At 36.9% G+C, this 17644-nt stretch carries 11 protein-coding genes; all 11 read left to right on the forward strand.

Annotation, left to right across the window (positions count from 1 at the left end; translation table 11 throughout):
* The first annotated feature begins 134 nt into the window (after positions 1–134).
* The 11 genes from AC1EU5_RS10760 to AC1EU5_RS10810 all read left to right on the forward strand — a co-directional run bounded on the left by AC1EU5_RS10760 (position 135) and on the right by AC1EU5_RS10810 (position 17633).
* Entirely contained in the window at positions 135–1538 is a 1404-nt protein-coding gene (locus AC1EU5_RS10760) for a cellulase family glycosylhydrolase (protein WP_480192392.1), read from the forward strand.
* 4 nt (positions 1539–1542) lie between these two features.
* Positions 1543–3699 carry a beta-xylosidase gene (locus AC1EU5_RS10765; RefSeq protein WP_480192393.1) on the forward strand — a complete coding sequence of 719 codons (2157 nt, stop codon included), beginning with the start codon at positions 1543–1545 and terminating at the stop codon, positions 3697–3699.
* Positions 3700–3703: 4 nt separating this feature from the next.
* Positions 3704–5515, forward strand: a complete 1812-nt coding sequence (locus AC1EU5_RS10770) for a sulfatase family protein (protein WP_480192394.1) — start codon at positions 3704–3706, stop codon at positions 5513–5515.
* A gap of 39 nt (positions 5516–5554) precedes the next feature.
* On the forward strand, positions 5555–6796 hold the full coding sequence (locus tag AC1EU5_RS10775) for an alginate lyase family protein (RefSeq protein ID WP_480192395.1): 1242 nt from the start codon (positions 5555–5557) through the stop codon (positions 6794–6796).
* Positions 6797–7046: 250 nt separating this feature from the next.
* A complete protein-coding gene (locus AC1EU5_RS10780) occupies positions 7047–7601 on the forward strand; it encodes a LacI family DNA-binding transcriptional regulator (RefSeq protein ID WP_480192396.1) in 555 nt (184 codons plus the stop codon).
* 1 nt (position 7602) lies between these two features.
* Positions 7603–7917, forward strand: coding sequence for an L-rhamnose mutarotase (gene rhaM, locus AC1EU5_RS10785; protein WP_480192397.1), 315 nt, complete (start codon positions 7603–7605; stop codon positions 7915–7917).
* 38 nt (positions 7918–7955) lie between these two features.
* Positions 7956–9872, forward strand: coding sequence for an ulvan lysase-like protein (locus tag AC1EU5_RS10790; protein WP_480192398.1), 1917 nt, complete (start codon positions 7956–7958; stop codon positions 9870–9872).
* Between the two features lie 96 nt (positions 9873–9968).
* Positions 9969–12734, forward strand: a complete 2766-nt coding sequence (locus AC1EU5_RS10795) for a family 78 glycoside hydrolase catalytic domain (RefSeq protein WP_480192399.1) — start codon at positions 9969–9971, stop codon at positions 12732–12734.
* 9 nt (positions 12735–12743) lie between these two features.
* Complete coding sequence (locus AC1EU5_RS10800) at positions 12744–14747, forward strand: hypothetical protein (protein ID WP_480192400.1); 2004 nt, start codon at positions 12744–12746, stop codon at positions 14745–14747.
* 11 nt (positions 14748–14758) lie between these two features.
* A complete protein-coding gene (locus tag AC1EU5_RS10805; RefSeq protein WP_480192401.1) occupies positions 14759–16096 on the forward strand; it encodes a sulfatase family protein in 1338 nt (445 codons plus the stop codon).
* A 79-nt stretch (positions 16097–16175) separates the two neighbouring features.
* Positions 16176–17633, forward strand: coding sequence for a sulfatase (locus AC1EU5_RS10810; protein WP_480192402.1), 1458 nt, complete (start codon positions 16176–16178; stop codon positions 17631–17633).
* Positions 17634–17644 lie beyond the last annotated feature (11 nt).

The following is a 17644-nucleotide window of genomic DNA, read 5'->3' on the forward strand; positions in this document are numbered from 1 at the left end:
CAAGCAATTCTTGGTTTTTCAACAAAATATGATATTAATAAAAGTAGCTTTATAAGAGGAATACAGTATAGTACAGGGTACAAATACTATTTACGAAACTTATCTTGCTCTGATATTTGTTATTTCTGTGTTTAATGAAATTAAAAGTTGTTTTTGCGATATCTTTTTTAACTTCATTTCTGGCCTATTCTCAAATAGAACATGGGCTGAGAGATCAGCAAGGCCGACATTTTATCCCTCGCGGTTTCGTGGTAAATACAAATGATCACAAAGGCGAAGTTTTCTTCAATAGCGATGATTACGCCAGAATGGTAAGAATGGGCGCTAACGTTCAGGTTATACGATTAGAACTGGGTAAATTAAGTGATTTCCCAGGTGCTAAACTCGAATCTAATTATCTCTTAAAGTTAGATTCACTAGTAGATCTAGGAAGAAATTCTGACATAAAAACGGTATTTAAAATGACTGTATATGGTGTCAAAGACTTTGTTTGGGAAGAATTCTGGGAAAGTAAAAAAGGTGAGCAAAAGACCTACATAAACGCATGGAAAGTTATCTGGAATCGCTATTCAGATAATGCATCTGTTTTGGGGTATGATGTAGTGAATGAACCAAGAAAACTGACGATGAAAATATCCTATTCTGATCTCACATCAAAATATCTCATCCCACTCTATCAAAAAATTATTGATGAAAGTCAAAAAATAAATGCCCATAAAAAGATTTTGATTCAGTCTATTTTTATGAATAAAGGTGAGGGTATTGATAACAATCAATATGCAGAAATTAAGGTATCTATTAATAGAGATAATGTTGTTTTCGCTCCTCATATTTACCAGGATAAAATTGATTATATAAAACCTGTAATGGATCGCTTTGATAAAGAATCAAAGTTGCTAAATGCTCCAATTCTTATTGGAGAATGGGGGTTTCCCACTTTTGCAGCGACCGATACATTGATTGAAGGTAGATTGGGGCAACTAAAGTACAGAGAACTTTATATTAGGACAGCCATGATTTTTGATAAGATGGGTGTTGGTTCCATCAAAGCCTGGTTTTTGGGTAATCGCAGCATGCAAAACTTTCTACCGGGTGGACCGTCAACATGGGCTATATTTAGTGATGAAAAAGATGCCGGCACGGTCGAACGAAAGTATATTACAGATGTTATTTCCAGACCTTTTCCTCAGACGATTGCAGGAAATATTCAATCATTTTTATACAATCACGCAACAAGAACATTAGATATTGAAATAAAACCAGATAATACAAAAGGAGCGTCCAAAATATTTATTGGAGCGAATAGGCATTATCCTGATGGTTTTTCGCTACTAATAAATGAAGATCTAGTCATGTATTTTAATCCGTTAAAAAACGTAGGACTTGAAACCTATAAATGCCCTAAAGGTTTAGATCCTTCCGATTTTATTTGGGATTCAAAAAGTCAAAAATTAATAGTTTTAAAATGGCTAGAAAATAAAGAGTACTTAAAAATAAAGATTGTTCCGGGATTAAGGAATTTTGACATTAAAAATTAAACATATGAGGAAATTATTATTTATTAGCTTTTTTGCATTCTTGTTATTGAATTGTAATTCGGAGAAAACTACTTCTAAAACCCTGAGTCAGGAAGATTCAGAAATTGCTAAAAAAGTTGAGGATCTTATTAGGCAAATGACGCTAGAGGAAAAGATTGCCGAAATGACACAAGATGCCCCAGCCAATGATCGGCTGGGTATTCCATTTATGAAGTTTGGTGAAGGTTTGCACGGATTATGGTATGATGGGGTAACAGTTTATCCTCAAGCTGTTGCATGCGGTTCCACCTGGGATCCTGAGCTCATAAAAAAAATGGCTTCGCAAACTGCCCTAGAAGCAAGAGCATTAAACATCACACATTGTTATTCTCCTAATCTAGACGTTATTTCGGGAGATGCACGTTATGGTAGGGTTGAAGAATCTTATGGTGAAGACCCATATTTAGTATCACGTATGGGAGTTGCCTTTATTCAAGGTATGCAAGGAATGGGAGAAGAGCGATTTGATGAAAATCATATTTTAACAACTGCCAAGCATTTTGTAGGATATCCTGAAAATAGAAGAGGTATCAACGGGGGATTTAGTGATATGTCAGAGCGTCGATTGCGCGAAATCTTTCTACCTCCGTTTGAAGCAGCAATAAAAGAGGCCAAAGTTGCTTGTATAATGCCAGGGCATCAAGATTATAACGGGGTGCCTTGTCATATGAATAGTTGGTTATTAAATGATTTGTTGAGAGACGAGTTAGGATTCGACGGATTTATAATTTCCGATAATAATGATGTTGGCAGACTACAAACCATGCACTATATCACAGAAACAAGAGCTGAAGCGGCAATACTCGGCCTCAAGGCAGGAGTTGATATGGATTTGGTTTTAGGCAAACCGTTAGAATTTTATGCATACCATTCAACGGTATTGAAAGATACACTTGAGAAAAATCCTGAATTGGTAAAGTATATTGATAGAGCTACCTCACGAATTCTCACCGCCAAATATAAATTAGGGTTGTTTGGTTCTGATTTAAAAGAAGCAAAAACCGATACTGTAGTCAGTAAAAAAGAACATCAGGAGTTTGCCTATGAAATGGCAAAAAAAGCGATTATCCTGTTAAAAAATGAGAATAACTTATTACCATTGGATATCAACAGCATTAATTCTTTGGCAGTTATTGGCCCCAATTCAACAGAAGAAAGACCATCGAAAGGAACCTATTCTTTGTTAGGTGGTTACTCTGGCTTACCACCTTACTACGTCTCAGCCTTGGAAGGATTGACCAATAAAGTAAAAGGAAAGGTAAAGATTAACTATGCCCAAGGATGTTCGCTATTAAGTAATTCAAAGGAGGGTTTTTCTGAAGCTATAGCCGCTGCAAGAAAATCGGATGCCGTTGTTCTTTTTGTTGGAGGTTCACGCAGAACTGGAGGCGAAGGTGTCGATAGATCAAATCTTGATTTATATGGCGTTCAAAACGAATTGGTTGAAGCCATTCATAAAACCGGTAAGCCAGTTATTGTTGTCTTAATTAATGGTCGTCCGCTTTCAGTTAATTATATCGCAGAAAACATACCCTCAATATTGGAAACATGGTATCTTGGGATGCGATCTGGTGATGCCATTGCAGACGCCATTTTTGGTGACACCAATCCGGGAGGTAAATTAACAGTTTCATTTCCGCGATCAGCAGAACAAATTCCAGTCACATATCTGGAACGTCCTGATTTTATCGGAAGCGGTAAAGGTATTTATAAGTTTAGCGATAAATCACCGCTATTTCCATTTGGATATGGATTAAGTTATACCACATTTAAATATGGTACACCAACATTAGATAAAGAAATAGTAGCTAGTAATGAAACAGCCTGGGTGTCAATAGATATTACTAATACAGGGGAGAGAGCTGGTGATGAAGTTGTTCAGCTCTATGTTAGAGATGATTTTGCATCTGTTGGACGTTATTTGAAAATGTTAAAAGGATTTGAGCGTATTACCTTGCAACCAGGTGAAACAAAAAGTGTGAAGTTTAAATTAGGTTTCGAAGAACTGGCAATACTAAACCAACAAATGAAAAAAGAAGTAGAGCCCGGTACGTTTACAATATCAGTGGGATCTTCTTCTTTAGAGAAAGATTTACAAAAAGTGACCTTAACAGTAAACTAAATAAATGGAGGAAACAATGGCTCCCCATAAGAATAATATTCGTTTAGCTTTAAGTAGGTTAGCGATCGCCTTTTTCATTTGTCTTTTAATAATTAATTGTCAAAAAGAAAAAAATCAAGAGCCAGATGGGCCTAAAGACTCATCATTTGCACAACTACAAGAGCGCCCCAATATCTTATGGCTGGTTACAGAAGATATGGGTCCGTATATTCCTTCATTTGGTGACTCTACCATTGTAACACCCAATCTAAGTCGATTAGCAAAAGAAGGTATTGTGTTTCCAAATCTTTATTCTACTTCGGGTGTTTGTGCTCCAAGTAGAGCAGCGATTGCAACAGGTATGTATCCCTCAAGTATTGGAGCAAATCACATGCGTACCAATTCTTATACAAAAGAAAGAGGCTTGCCGGCGTATGAAGCAATACCCCCTCCTGAAGTTAAAATGCTTAGTGAATTACTCCGTATGCAGGGTTATTATTGCACAAACAATTATAAAACAGATTATCAATTCCGTGCACCAAAAACGGCATGGGATGAAAGTAGTCCGTACGCACATTGGCGAAATCGAAAGAAGGATCAACCATTTTTTTCGATTTTTAATTTTACCGAAACACATGAATCCGGTTTGTTTGAGCCCTACGGCTTTAGGCAAATAGAGACCAGACATTACCGTGGTGGTGATACGACGTACACATGGAAGCAAAATGGACTGCCTGATGCAAAAAACAGAACATTAGAGGCAGATACACCAAAGCATTTAGCAAAAGAAACAACGTTTAATATCCCTCCATACCTCCCAGATACTGACGTTACCAAGCGTGATATGTGGAAATTATATAACAATATAGCTGAGATGGATAGACAGGTAGGAGCCGTCTTAAAACAACTCGAAGATGATGGACTACTTGAGAATACCATCATATTCTTTTATGGTGATCATGGAGGACCATTACCAAGGCAAAAACGACTCATTTATGATTCAGGTTTAAATACGCCAATGATCATTCGATTTCCTGATAAATTAAGAGCGGGAACCAAAGATGAACAGTTAGTCAGCTTTATTGATTTTGTGCCAACATTATTGTCTCTAGTAGGAATAGCCCCTCCTAATTATTTGCAAGGACAATCTTTTTTAGGAACATACAAGTCAGAAAATAAGCGAAACTATATTCATGCGGCAGCCGATAGATTTGATGAAGTAACTGATGCTATTAGAGCGGTTAGAGACGGACAATTTAAATATATTAGAAATTACCGGCAAGAACAACCTTACTATTTACCTCTTGGCTATAGAGAGCAAATTCCCACAATGCAGGAATTATTGAGACTGCATGAGGAAGGAAAATTAAATGATACGCAGGCTCAATGGTTTCGAAAGACCAAGCCCAAGGAAGAATTGTTTGATTGTAGAGCGGATCCTCATGAGTTAGTGAATTTGGCCGAGAATCCGGCCTACAAAGAAAAACTTATAGAGTTACGAGGAGAAATGGACAGATGGCTTACAAATATTGGTGATCAACCGAACCTATCCGAAAAGAAATTGATTGATCAACTATGGATGGGTGCCGATAACCAGCCGAGTACTTCCACACCAAAAATCATATTTTCTAATGGTGAAGTAGCTATAAGTAGTTCAACCCCTGGGGCCTCTATAGGTTATAAGATAAAGACAAAAGATACCGAGTATCCAGATGCCTGGAGTATTTATCAGAAACCTTTTGCAGTTACAAAAGATGCAAAAATACGGGTACAAGCCCATCGTATTGGATTCAAACCAAGTAAAACTTTTGAGACAGCTGGGTCACAAATCAAATAATTATTTTAATATAAAATGAGGGGTGCCAAAAAAATAAATGTGAAGATATTGTCAACTTTCTTATGGGTAATAGCTTACTTCTTAGTACACGTTACGGCGGTAGCTCAGAACGCAAACGAAGCTGGTCAAAAAACACTTACGAGTATGAATTTCGGTCGTTTAGAAGCTATAAAAAATGACATTAAGAGCGGCGCAGATATCCGTAAGAAAGCCTTAGAAAAATTATTGATAAAAGCAGATAGTGCCTTGGCTGAAGGTGTTTTTAGCGTTGTGACCAAAACACAAACACCCGCGAGTGGCGACAAACATGATTATTTAAGTTTAGGTCCGTACTGGTGGCCCAATCCCAATACTTCAGATGGACTCCCATGGATACGAAAAGACGGTGAAATTAATCCGATGACTCGAAAAAACAGCACCGATTTCGAAACAAAAAATAAGATGTTCAATAATACGTACACATTAGCTCTAGCATATTTCTTTTCAGAAGAGAAAAAGTATGCTAAAAAGTTAGTTGAACTTCTTGAAACCTGGTTTATCAATCCCGATACAAAAATGAACCCTAACCTTAATTTTGCACAGGGAATTCCAGGTAAGAATACGGGTAGAGGTATAGGAATAATTGAATTTACCGGAATTACCAAGATTATAACTGCTATAGAAATTTTAGAGATTAACGAAAGTATGGATGCTGTTATGAATAAAGAACTTAGAGAGTGGTTTGCATCGTATCTCAATTGGCTTCAAACCAGTAAAAATGGGGTTTTCGAAAAGAATACGAAGAATAATCATGCTACCTGGTATGATGTACAAGTAGTCAGTATTCTTTTATTTTTAAATAGAATAGAAGAGGCTAAAGAAGTTCTAAAAGCCGTTAAAGAAGAGCGCATCCCTGAACAAATTAAACCAGATGGATCTCAACCTCATGAATTGGCACGAACCAAAGCCTTATCTTATAGTGTAATGAATTTGAGAGGATTTACACAACTCGCATTTCTTGGGTCAAAGGTCAATATGGATTTATGGAATTTTCAGACAAGTAAGGGTGCAAGTTTAATGAAGGCGTATGAGTTTTTAAAACCTTATGCCAAAGGGGAGAAGGAATGGGATTACGAACAGATCCATAGTCTCAAAACTGCGCAAAGAAGTTTGAAGCTTTTATTTGCCAAGGCGGGTAGTCAATTTGATATAGAAGATTATTGTCTCGTTGGATCACAGGCAAGTCGTGATTCCTCATCACTTTTAAAATACTGTAATACTGGCAATAAATTGAAAAATTAATGATAAACCTTCCGCAGATCAACTAGTCAGGACAGTACGGGATGAATGATTTGTAGTTGAAGTTTATTTTAGCTAAGAATAGTGTTTGATATTTGATTCGACCTTTAAATAGGGTCATCTAAATTGCCAATATTTTCATACGTGTCTTAGTTAACATGAATAATTTTAAAGGTTGCTATTCACCTTTTTTAATGCTGCTAATTTGTTTGTTTCATCGGAAAGATGTGTTGGCTTTCAATATAATTGAGAAATGCAATTAAACATTACAATTAGAGAAGTTGCCGAAAAGTCAGGGTATTCGGTATCAACGGTTTCGAAAGCTTTAAATGGGAGTTCTGAAATAAGTAGAAAAACAAAAGGTAGAATTAGTAGGGTAGCTAAAAAACTCAATTATACACCTAACAACGCAGCAAGAGCGTTGAAAGTTAAAAGAACCGGTATCATTGCGGTTATTATACCGAAGATAAATTCCATTTTTTTCTCCGATCTTATTGCGAAAATACAAGCCCATGCCTTTAGAGAAGGTTACAAAGTTATTATCCTCGAATCTCATGATAACAATGAAAAGGAAGAGCAATGTTTAAATTTTATCCAGGATGGTTGTGTTGATGGAATTATTATAATAAGAACCCGTATTATGAAAAATTCTACAGCTCGGAGTGAAGTAGTACTTCGAAATTCCATCAATTTACCTTTTGTAAGAAAAAAGCTCAATGAACTTCAAAAAAATACCAACATGAATTTGATCTCAAATGAATGTGTACAACAGCTACTTGGTAAAATAGTGAGTAAAAGAATCGCATAAAATGGAAAGATTAGCCTTTAAAATGAAACTAAAACCAGGCTTCAAGAATGAATATATTGAAAGGCATAAAAAGATTTGGCCGGAACTAAAAGAATTGTTGCGGTCTGTGGGCATTCATGAATATTCTATTTTTTTTGATCATGAGACGAACACTCTTTTTGCTTTTCAAAAAATTTCGGGGAAAAGTGGTTCTCAAGATTTAGCTACCAATCAGGTAGTTCAAAAGTGGTGGGATTTTATGGCTGACATTATGGAAGTTCATGATGACAATTCACCTGTTTCAACCTCTTTAGAAGAAGTATTTTATCTGGAATAAGCAGTTATTACAATAACACAGGAGTAAAAAATAAACATATGAAAAGACGATCGTTCATAAATTTATCAGCAGCAACAGGTATCGGTTTAATGTTCCCAATGTATGCATGTGTGGGAAATGATGGTAAGCATACCAAAATGAATATTGGTGACATGACAGCCTACGAGAAACAATGCTTTAATTTACTAACGACCTGGTGTGACGCTATGATACGGGACCAAGTTAATAACCCAGACGATGCAGCTTCAAACGGTGCATTATACTGTCATGCCTGTGATCTCATTCATGGTCGTTGTATGGATTCAGTATATCCGTTTTTGTATATGGCTGATATAACTGGTGAGCAAAAATATTTGAATGCTGCCATAAGAGTGATGGATTGGTCTAAAAACGTTGATAAACCAGATGGAAGTTGGACGGTAATGGCAAACCCAAAATCATGGAATGGTATCACAGTATTTGGAGCGATTGCTTTAGGAGAGGCCCTACATCACCACGGACATATTTTACCCAAAGAAGTTAAAGAGAAATGGGAGCAACGATTAAGAAAAGCAGCTGATTTTATTTATAAGAAATTCGATATGAATTTCAGTCATATCAATTATCGATTTACCGCCATTTATGCATTGTATTTTCTAGGCAACTATTTCAATGAAGAAAAATATATTGCGCGCAGTATAGAATTTGCTGATGAAATTCCGAATTGGCTAACAGAACCAAATAAATTAATCTACGGAGAGGATAATCCCGATAATGAAAAAAGTGCAAAAGGTTTATACCCGATAGACTTGGGCTATAATGTCGAGGAGACATTAAACGGTGTTGTACAATATGCGATTCTTGAAAAAGACGAAAAATTAGTACAGTTATTAACCGAATCTTTAAATGGTCATCTGGAATTTATGTTACCAGACGGTGCTTGGGATAATAGCTGGGGCACCAGACAAAATAAATGGACCTATTGGGGAAGTCGAACTACTGATGGTTGTCAACCGGCATTTTCATTAATGGCTGATAGAAATCCCGCTTTCGGCACAGCAGCTTTTCTGAGTACAGAATTACTGGAACGTTGTACTGTAAATGGATTGTTGGCAGGAGGGTTGCACTACCAAACTCATGACATAACACCCTGTATTCATCATACCTTTGCACATGCAAAGAGTTTAGCCTTTGTATTAGATAATAAGGACAAATTACAAAACGTAAATAAGAATAAACCAATTCCAAGAAAGACAAATGATGGCGTTAAGCATATTGCTGACCTTGACGTATGGCTAGTAGCCAGAGGTCCCTGGAGAGGAACGGTATCTTCTTATGATCAGATTTGGAAAAAGAAATATTCTGTTGCAGCCACAGGAGGGGCATTAGCGGTTTTATGGCATGAAAAAGTAGGTCCGCTATTTACTGCAAGTATGGCTGAATATATTGAGGTGGAACCGTATAATCAGCAGGAACAACCCGGTGAGGACTTTTGTATAACACCGCGCATTGAGCGTTATGATGATGGGGTATGGTATACAACTATTCATGATTTAAAAGCTAAAGTAGCTAATACAGATGCAAACGGAATTGTACATTTTGTGGTAGATGCCGCATTGACGAATCGAGAAAAACAAACACCGAAATCTGAAGGGGAGGTGCAATTGCACTATCTCTTTGATCAAGAAAAAACTATTATAAGAGCGCTAAGAAATATATCTGGTTCAAATACAGATGTATTGGTTTTACCGATACTTTCACCGACCGGTGAAAAAGTAGTTCAACCTTCTGATAACAGGGTCGAAATTTATAAAGAAGGAGGCACCGTTGTTATCGAATCAAATGCCCCAATCGCTATCAAACCTTCTAAGAAAGAACGTATTTTCAATATGGTACCTGGGGTTGAAGTTGTACCAATAATGATCAATTTTCCAAAAGATACGACCGAAGTCGCTGCCACTATAAAGGTCGAATAAATTGACTTTTTTCGAGCGAGACAGGGCAGGACAGTTTTTTTGAAAAAAAAAAGAACCTTGCTTTATTATACTTTTTAATTAAAAGCATCATTAAACATGAAACGAGCACCTTTTATCTCAATAATCACTTACCTTGCCATAATCTTTTTTATGAGCTCTTGCACTAAGCAGGTTATTGAGCAACCTATATTCTTAACGGTCTCAGAGGGATTTAAAAACCCTATAGGATTTTACGATGCTAACCCTATATTTTCATGGCAATTACCAGTTTCTGATAAGGTATCGAGTCAGTCTGCATATCAAATAGTTGTTGCCAGTAGTCCAGATCAATTGCCAAATAATGCAGATTTATGGGATTCCAAAAAACAAGAAACAAATCAATCTGTATGGGTTAAATATGATGGTAAGCCACTTGCATCTCGCCAAAAAGTATATTGGCAAGTAAAGTATTGGAACCAAAATGACGAAGCCTCAAAGTGGAGCGAACCCAATCATTTTGAGTTGGGTTTATTAAACAATAGCGATTGGAAAGCCAAATGGATTGGTTTAGATACCGCTAAAGACAGTGTTAGAGGGCGTGGAAATACTCTCATACATAAACCACAATACTTAAGAAAAGAGTTTGAGTTATCTAACGACGTAACTTCAGCACGTTTATACATTACAGCTAAAGGTGTGTTTGATGTTTCTATTAACGGTGAAAATGTTTCTGATGACGCGATGTCGCCCGGATTTACAACTTATGACAAACGTATTGAGACCTTAACGTATGATGTTACTAATTTAATAGAATCAGGACAAAATACAATTGGTGTTGAACTGGCTTCTGGTTGGTATTCTGGTCGTTTACTGTGGGGAACAACACCATGGGATAATACGATTTCTCCAAAAGTTTTAGCTCAGTTAGAAATAACGATGAGTGATGGAACCAAAGAAATTATTGGTTCTGATAATAGTTGGAAAGGAATGACAAATGGTCCGCTTCAGTTCGCAGAAATCTATGATGGCGAAATTTATAATGCGAATTTAGAAATGCCCAATTGGACGACAAATAATTTTGATGATAAAGATTGGACGTCCGTTGAAGTTGCAGCTATTGATGATGACGTTAAGTTAGAACCTAAACGCCACGCTACAGTAAAAGAAAAAATAGTGTTAACGCCGCAAGACATTACGAATAATGATGGAGCAATCGTGTTCGATTTAAAACAAAATATGGTAGGTGTACCTGTTGTAAATGTTCCAATGAAAAAAGGAGATACCCTTCAAATCAGATTCGCCGAAATGCTATCACCTGATGGCACCTTTTACACTAAAAATTATAGAAGTGCAAAATCTACTGATTATTACATTGCTTCACAGGATGGTAATATTGAATATAAGCCTAAGTTTACATTTCATGGGTTTAGGTATGTAGAACTTAGCGGATTTGATACTTCTAAAGAACCTTCTAAAGACTGGATAAAGGGTCTAGTTTTATATTCCGATTTTGATGATAACGGTACGTTTACATCTTCACATGATAAATTGAATCAACTACAAAGTAACATCGTTTGGGGCTTACGTGGTAATTTTTTAGATATTCCTACGGACTGCCCGCAACGTGATGAACGTTTAGGCTGGACAGGTGATGCTCAGGTATTCGGGCCAACATCCATGTTCAATGCAGATGTGTATAAATTTTGGACGAGTTGGTTGCAAAGTGTCAGGGAAGCACAGTTAGAAGATGGCGCTATTCCTTGGACGGTACCCGATTCACGTGGTAATAAAATTGGAAGCTCAGGTTGGGGTGATGTCTGTACGATTATCCCTTGGAAAATCTATATGCGTACTGGTGACACGAGTATTTTAGAGGAGAATTTTGATATGATGCAAAACTGGTTGAAATATCATGAGAAGAGATCAAAAGATTATATTTCAAATATGATGTCCTTTTCAGATTGGTTGCAACCTTATCCTGAAAATGGTGATACCAGAGGTGATACGTCTAGCAAATTAATTGGTACTGCTTTTTATGCACATTCAGCTAAATTGACAGCGAAAGTTGCTGAGGTATTAGATAAGACAGAAGAACAGGCTAAATATGAGGAATTGTATACTACTGTAGCAACCGCTTTTGAGAACAGATTCTTCGATGATACAGGGAAAGTTAAAGATGTTGCTGAAACACAAACATCATATTTATTGGCTTTGGCTTTCGATTTAATTTCAGAAGATAAAAAAGCAAACGCTAAAAAATTCTTAATAGAAAAGATAGCCGAAGCCGATAATCATTTACGAACAGGGTTTTTAGGAACACCATTACTATCGGAAGTTCTAGATGAAACAGGCGAAATTGATTTAATGTACAAATTATTGTTTAATGAAACCTACCCATCCTGGTTTTACTCTATTAATCAAGGTGCAACAACCATTTGGGAACGTTGGAATAGTTACAGTAAAGAAGAAGGGTTTAATCCTATGAACATGAATAGCTTAAACCATTATGCATACGGAGCAATTGGACAATGGATGTATGAGCGTATAGCAGGTATTGCACCACTAGAAGCTGGATATAAAATCATTAAAATAGCGCCTCAACCCAACGAACCATTAACATCGGCTTCGGCAAGTTTAAACACACCTTACGGAAAAGTATCGTCTTCATGGGAAATTAAAGATGGCAAGTTCAACTTCGAAGTAGTGATTCCACCAAATACAACAGCTAAAGTCATTATACCTGCTGATTCAAGCCTAGCACTTCAAATTGACGGAAAAACTTTTGAAAATAATTCAAATATGAAGTTGATTAATACAGAAAAAGATGCTTTCGAATTGGAAGTGCAACCTGGAACGTACACATTTCAATCAAAACTTAAATAATTTGTAAAAATGAAGATAAATTTTGTATTGTTTCTACTTTTAGGATCAAACATATTTGTAAATGCCCAATCGACAAATTTCAACAAGCCAATTGTTGATGTAGACGTTATTTTTATGGAAAATAATGGCATGGTTGCCATTGAGGCAGAGTACTTCAATAAACAAAGTAAATCAGAAATCAGACAATGGTACATAACCTCTAAAGACGCTTTGTCCAATGTAGGACGGGACGAAGATCCGCAACATAATATTGGAGCTAGTAATGGTGCTTATATTGAAGTATTACCAGATACTAGAGTGACACATTCTGATACGCTAATTCATGGAGAAAATTTCTCGAATAAAGCTGGTGAAATTGGAGTTTTACATTATAAAGTTAGAATAAATAATCCAGGACGATATTACGTTTGGGTACGTGCTTTTAGTACGGGAAGTGAAGATAATGGTGTACACGTTGGGTTAAATGATGAGTGGCCGGAACATGGTGAACGCATGCAATGGTGCGAAGGAAAAAATAAATGGACTTGGGAAAGCAAACAACGAACAAAAGAAGTGCATTGTGGTGTCCCAAAAGCAATTTATTTAGATATAGAAAAGGCAGGTATTCACGATATACAGTTTAGTATGCGAGAGGATGGTTTTGAGTTTGACAAATTTATTTTAACCAAAGACAGTTCATATATACCAAAAGATGAAGGGTTAAAAGTCACAACCCTTTGGCCTATGCAATCCTATTATAAACAGATTGCCGCATCCAATATCGAAAATAAAACCTTGCCCATTGATGATTTTCCAATAAAAGGTACTGGATTTTACAAACATGCTGGAGGCAAATGGCTTGGTATTAATCCTAACAAACAAAAAGAAGCGCAAACATCTACGTCTTTTACATTTAAAAATGGAAGCTATGATATGGTATTTGTTGCTGTTGGCGAAAATGATGGACAATCGGAGTTCAAAATTCTAATTAATGATAAAAAATTAGGCGCGTTTAAACCTCCTTTAACGAAAGACATATTTGAAGAAGGCGAAAATAACAATGGTCTTTGGGAAAATGTGAAACTAAAAAAAGGAGATAAAATTACGGTTGTAGCAAAAGTAGGTAGTGCCGATGGAAAAGAATGGGCAAGAGCCCGCTGGTCAGGTATCATCTTTGCTCCAGTTGGTAAAGGTAAAGATGTTATAAGAACACCATTCAAAAGCAACTTAGAGGTGGTACAAAATTCTGCACCTGTAATAAAAGCGCCTTCAGGTCGCATTGCCATTGTTGCAGATGGAAACTCACCAGATCCTGATGATCTTGGTGGAACGGCAGTCTCAATTGCTTTGTTAAGAGCTTCTGGGCTCGAAAACAGGCTTGTACATTATTCGCATAGTTGTGATTTGTTAAGAAATCAGCGGATTTCAGTGGCCGCCGAAAAGGAGCGACATGCCTTAATGCAAAGTGCCTGTGACGTAACGGCAAGACGCTGGGGCGGATATGATAATATGACGTTTTACGATGCAAAATGGCAACAAAAAGAAACGGTAGATGATCTTGTCAATGCGATAAATGCGTCAACGGCTAATGATCCACTATGGATTATTGAAGCAGGTGAACCTGATATTATTGGTTTTGCACTTGATGCTTCCAAAAAAACAAAACACAAATTTGTCAAAGTAGTGACGCATCACCCCGCGAATGACGACGCCGGTGATTATTATACATGGCAGCAGATTTTAGATTTCGGAATTGAAGAAGTCCGTATTCCCGATCAAAACATTGGGTTGAAAGTTGATATTGAGCATTGGGACTGGGCGAAAAATCATCCTGACCCTAGAATTCAAGGTATATGGATTCAAGGAAAAATTGCAGAACTAGATGATGTGGTCAAATTTCAAAAAGGAAAGTGGGATTGTTCAGATGCCGGGATGGTACTCTACTGGATTACAGGAGCCACTAATGGAGGGCTAAATCGTGGGAATGTAGGCCATGTAAAAACAATATTATTGGACCATGTTAATAAAAAATAAACTATAAAAATATGGTAAAAAAAGTACAACACTCCTTGGTTATTTTACTCATGCTGATACTATTAGCTTCTTGTACCAAGAAGAATACTAATAAAGCTATCACCAAAGAAAATATTGGCACGGAATTACCAAATATCGTATTCATCTTATCTGATGATCAAGCATGGACTGACTATGGTTTTATGGGTCATGAACATATAGAAACACCGCGTCTGGATAAATTTGCGGCCGAAAGTTTGACATTTCAAAGAGGTTACGTATCGACCTCGCTTTGTGCACCTTCTTTGGCGACTATTATCACCGGATTATATCCACAGCAACACGGCGTTTTGGGTAACGATGTTACCTATGATCGAATTCCAGATAAAAAAGAAGCGAGAAAACTACGAAACGTAAACTACAGACCCATAATAGAAAATTTTGAAACGCTCACAACCTTACCGGATTTACTGAAGGCTAAAGGTTATCTTTCATTTCAAACAGGTAAATGGTGGGAAGGTAATTATAAAGTTGGAGGCTTTGACTATGGGATGACACACGGTGACGAAAAACGAGACGCACGTCACGGAGACTATGGCTTGGAAATTGGCCGAAAAGGGTTGGATACTTTGTACAATTATATTGATTTAGCCGTAAAAAAAGAGAAGCCATTTTTTATGTGGTATGCCCCCTTCTTACCTCATACACCCCATAATCCACCAGATAGTTTATTGCAAAAATACCTTCCGAAAGCACCATCAGAATATGTAGCTAAATACTGGGCCATGGTTGAATGGTTTGATCAAACTTGCGGAGACTTATTCGATTATATTGATGACAAAGGACTGTCAGAAAACACATTATTTGTTTATGTCACTGATAACGGGTGGGTTCAAAATTTAAATGATTCACGCTTTAATGAAATATCGAAGCGCTCTCCCTACGACTACGGGTTGAGAACGCCTATCATGTTTAAATGGAAAGGTAAAATCACGCCGCTAATGGACACTCAAAACCTCGTAAGTAGCATTGACATGGTACCTACAGTATTGAGTATGTTGGATATAGAACAACCAAAAGAAATGAAAGGAATTGATGTTTTAGATCAAAAGAAACTCAAAAGTAGAGACGCCATTTTTGGCGAGATCTATGCACACGATTTTGACTCGATTCAGTCAAGTATTTTTTACCGAATTGCAATAACCGATCCATATAAGTTGATTATCCCAGATAGTACAAATAAACCAAATGAAAAAGTACAACTATTTAATATATACGAAGATCCGTATGAAGTACGAGATAGTGCCGGGGCGAAACCGAAAATAGTTGAAACTCTAAATAAAAAGATCGATAATTTTTGGAAAGAATAGATGCCTAAATATGTATAGAAAAGTATGTATAACGTTCATTATGGTCACCTTATTTTTGTCTTGTAAAAACAACAATGAGATGAAAGAAAAGAGCGTCGCTATGGCGAAACCAAATATACTGTTCATTTCTGTTGATGATTTAAACAATTGGATAACACCTATTGATGGGTATTCTAACGCCAAAACACCCAATTTTGATAGGCTAGCTGCAATGGGGGTAACCTTTACCAATGCGCATGTTCAAGCGCCGCTGTGTGGTCCGTCAAGAGCTTCAATTATGTCTGGACTTAGGCCTTCTACTACAGGAATATATGGTATGACTCCGGATAATCAAATTCGTCGCCCAGGAAATCCAAGTACTAAGGATATCACTTTTCTACCAGAATATTTTGCAAACAATGGCTATCACACTATGGGAATCGGTAAGTTATTTCATATTCATGCTCCAGACAGTGTGTTTAATGAATCTGGTGGACGCGTAAAGGGTTTTGGACCCTATCCTGAAAAGCGATTTGTTTGGGATGGTTTTGGTAAGGGTATAAAAGGGAAACACGGAAGAACGAGTACAGATTGGGGGGCTTTTCCCGAAAATGATAGCTTAATGCCCGATCATCAATCTGTTAATTGGGTCATAGAGCGCTTAAATAGAGATTATGATAAACCTTTCTTTATGGGCTTGGGCTTTTTACGTGTACATGTACCCTTATATGTACCTCAAAAATGGTTCGATATGCATCCCTTGGAAGGCATAAAAACACCACCGTATCTAGCAGATGATTTAAATGATATTCCTCCTGTTGGTTTGCAGATAAATGACTTACCAATGATGCCATCCACAGAATGGGCGAAAGAAAGTGGAGAATGGAAAAAAATTGTACAAGCCTATTTAGCTTGTATGAGCTATGTTGATTATGAATTGGGTCGTGTTTTAGATGCCTTAGAACAAAGTAAATATGTAGATAACACCATTGTTGTTTTATGGTCTGATCATGGATATCGATTAGGCGAAAAGGGCACTTTTGCAAAGCATGCCTTATGGGAAGCTGCTACCAAGGCACCTTTAATGTTTGCCGCACCAAATTTACCAAAAGACAAGAAGATTAATGTGCCCGTAGAGATGCTTTCAATCTACCCAACACTTTTAGAATTAAGTGGATTACCGGCTTATAATAGGAATGAGGGAACTAGTTTAGTTGCACTGATGCAAAATGATGAAGGACTGGAAGAGGCTATAGCGATAACAACATTTGGTATGAATAATCACGCGGTAAAGGTCGACGAATACCGATATATCCGCTATGAGGACAATACAGAAGAGTTCTACGATCATCGTTCTGATCCCAATGAATGGATAAACCAAGCATATAATCCTAATTATAAAGATAAAATAGAAGAACTGAAAGACTATTTACCAGGGATTAATGCTGAATGGGATTTAGCTTCTAACTATACGTTTCAGCCGTATTTTGTAGAGCAAAAAGCAAGGACGAGTAGTTATAATATGAAACCTGTAGAAGTTATAGGAGCAGATAGGTAAGCACGAGTAAA

The sequence above is a fragment of the Maritimimonas sp. 2405UD52-3 genome (assembly GCF_056591715.1).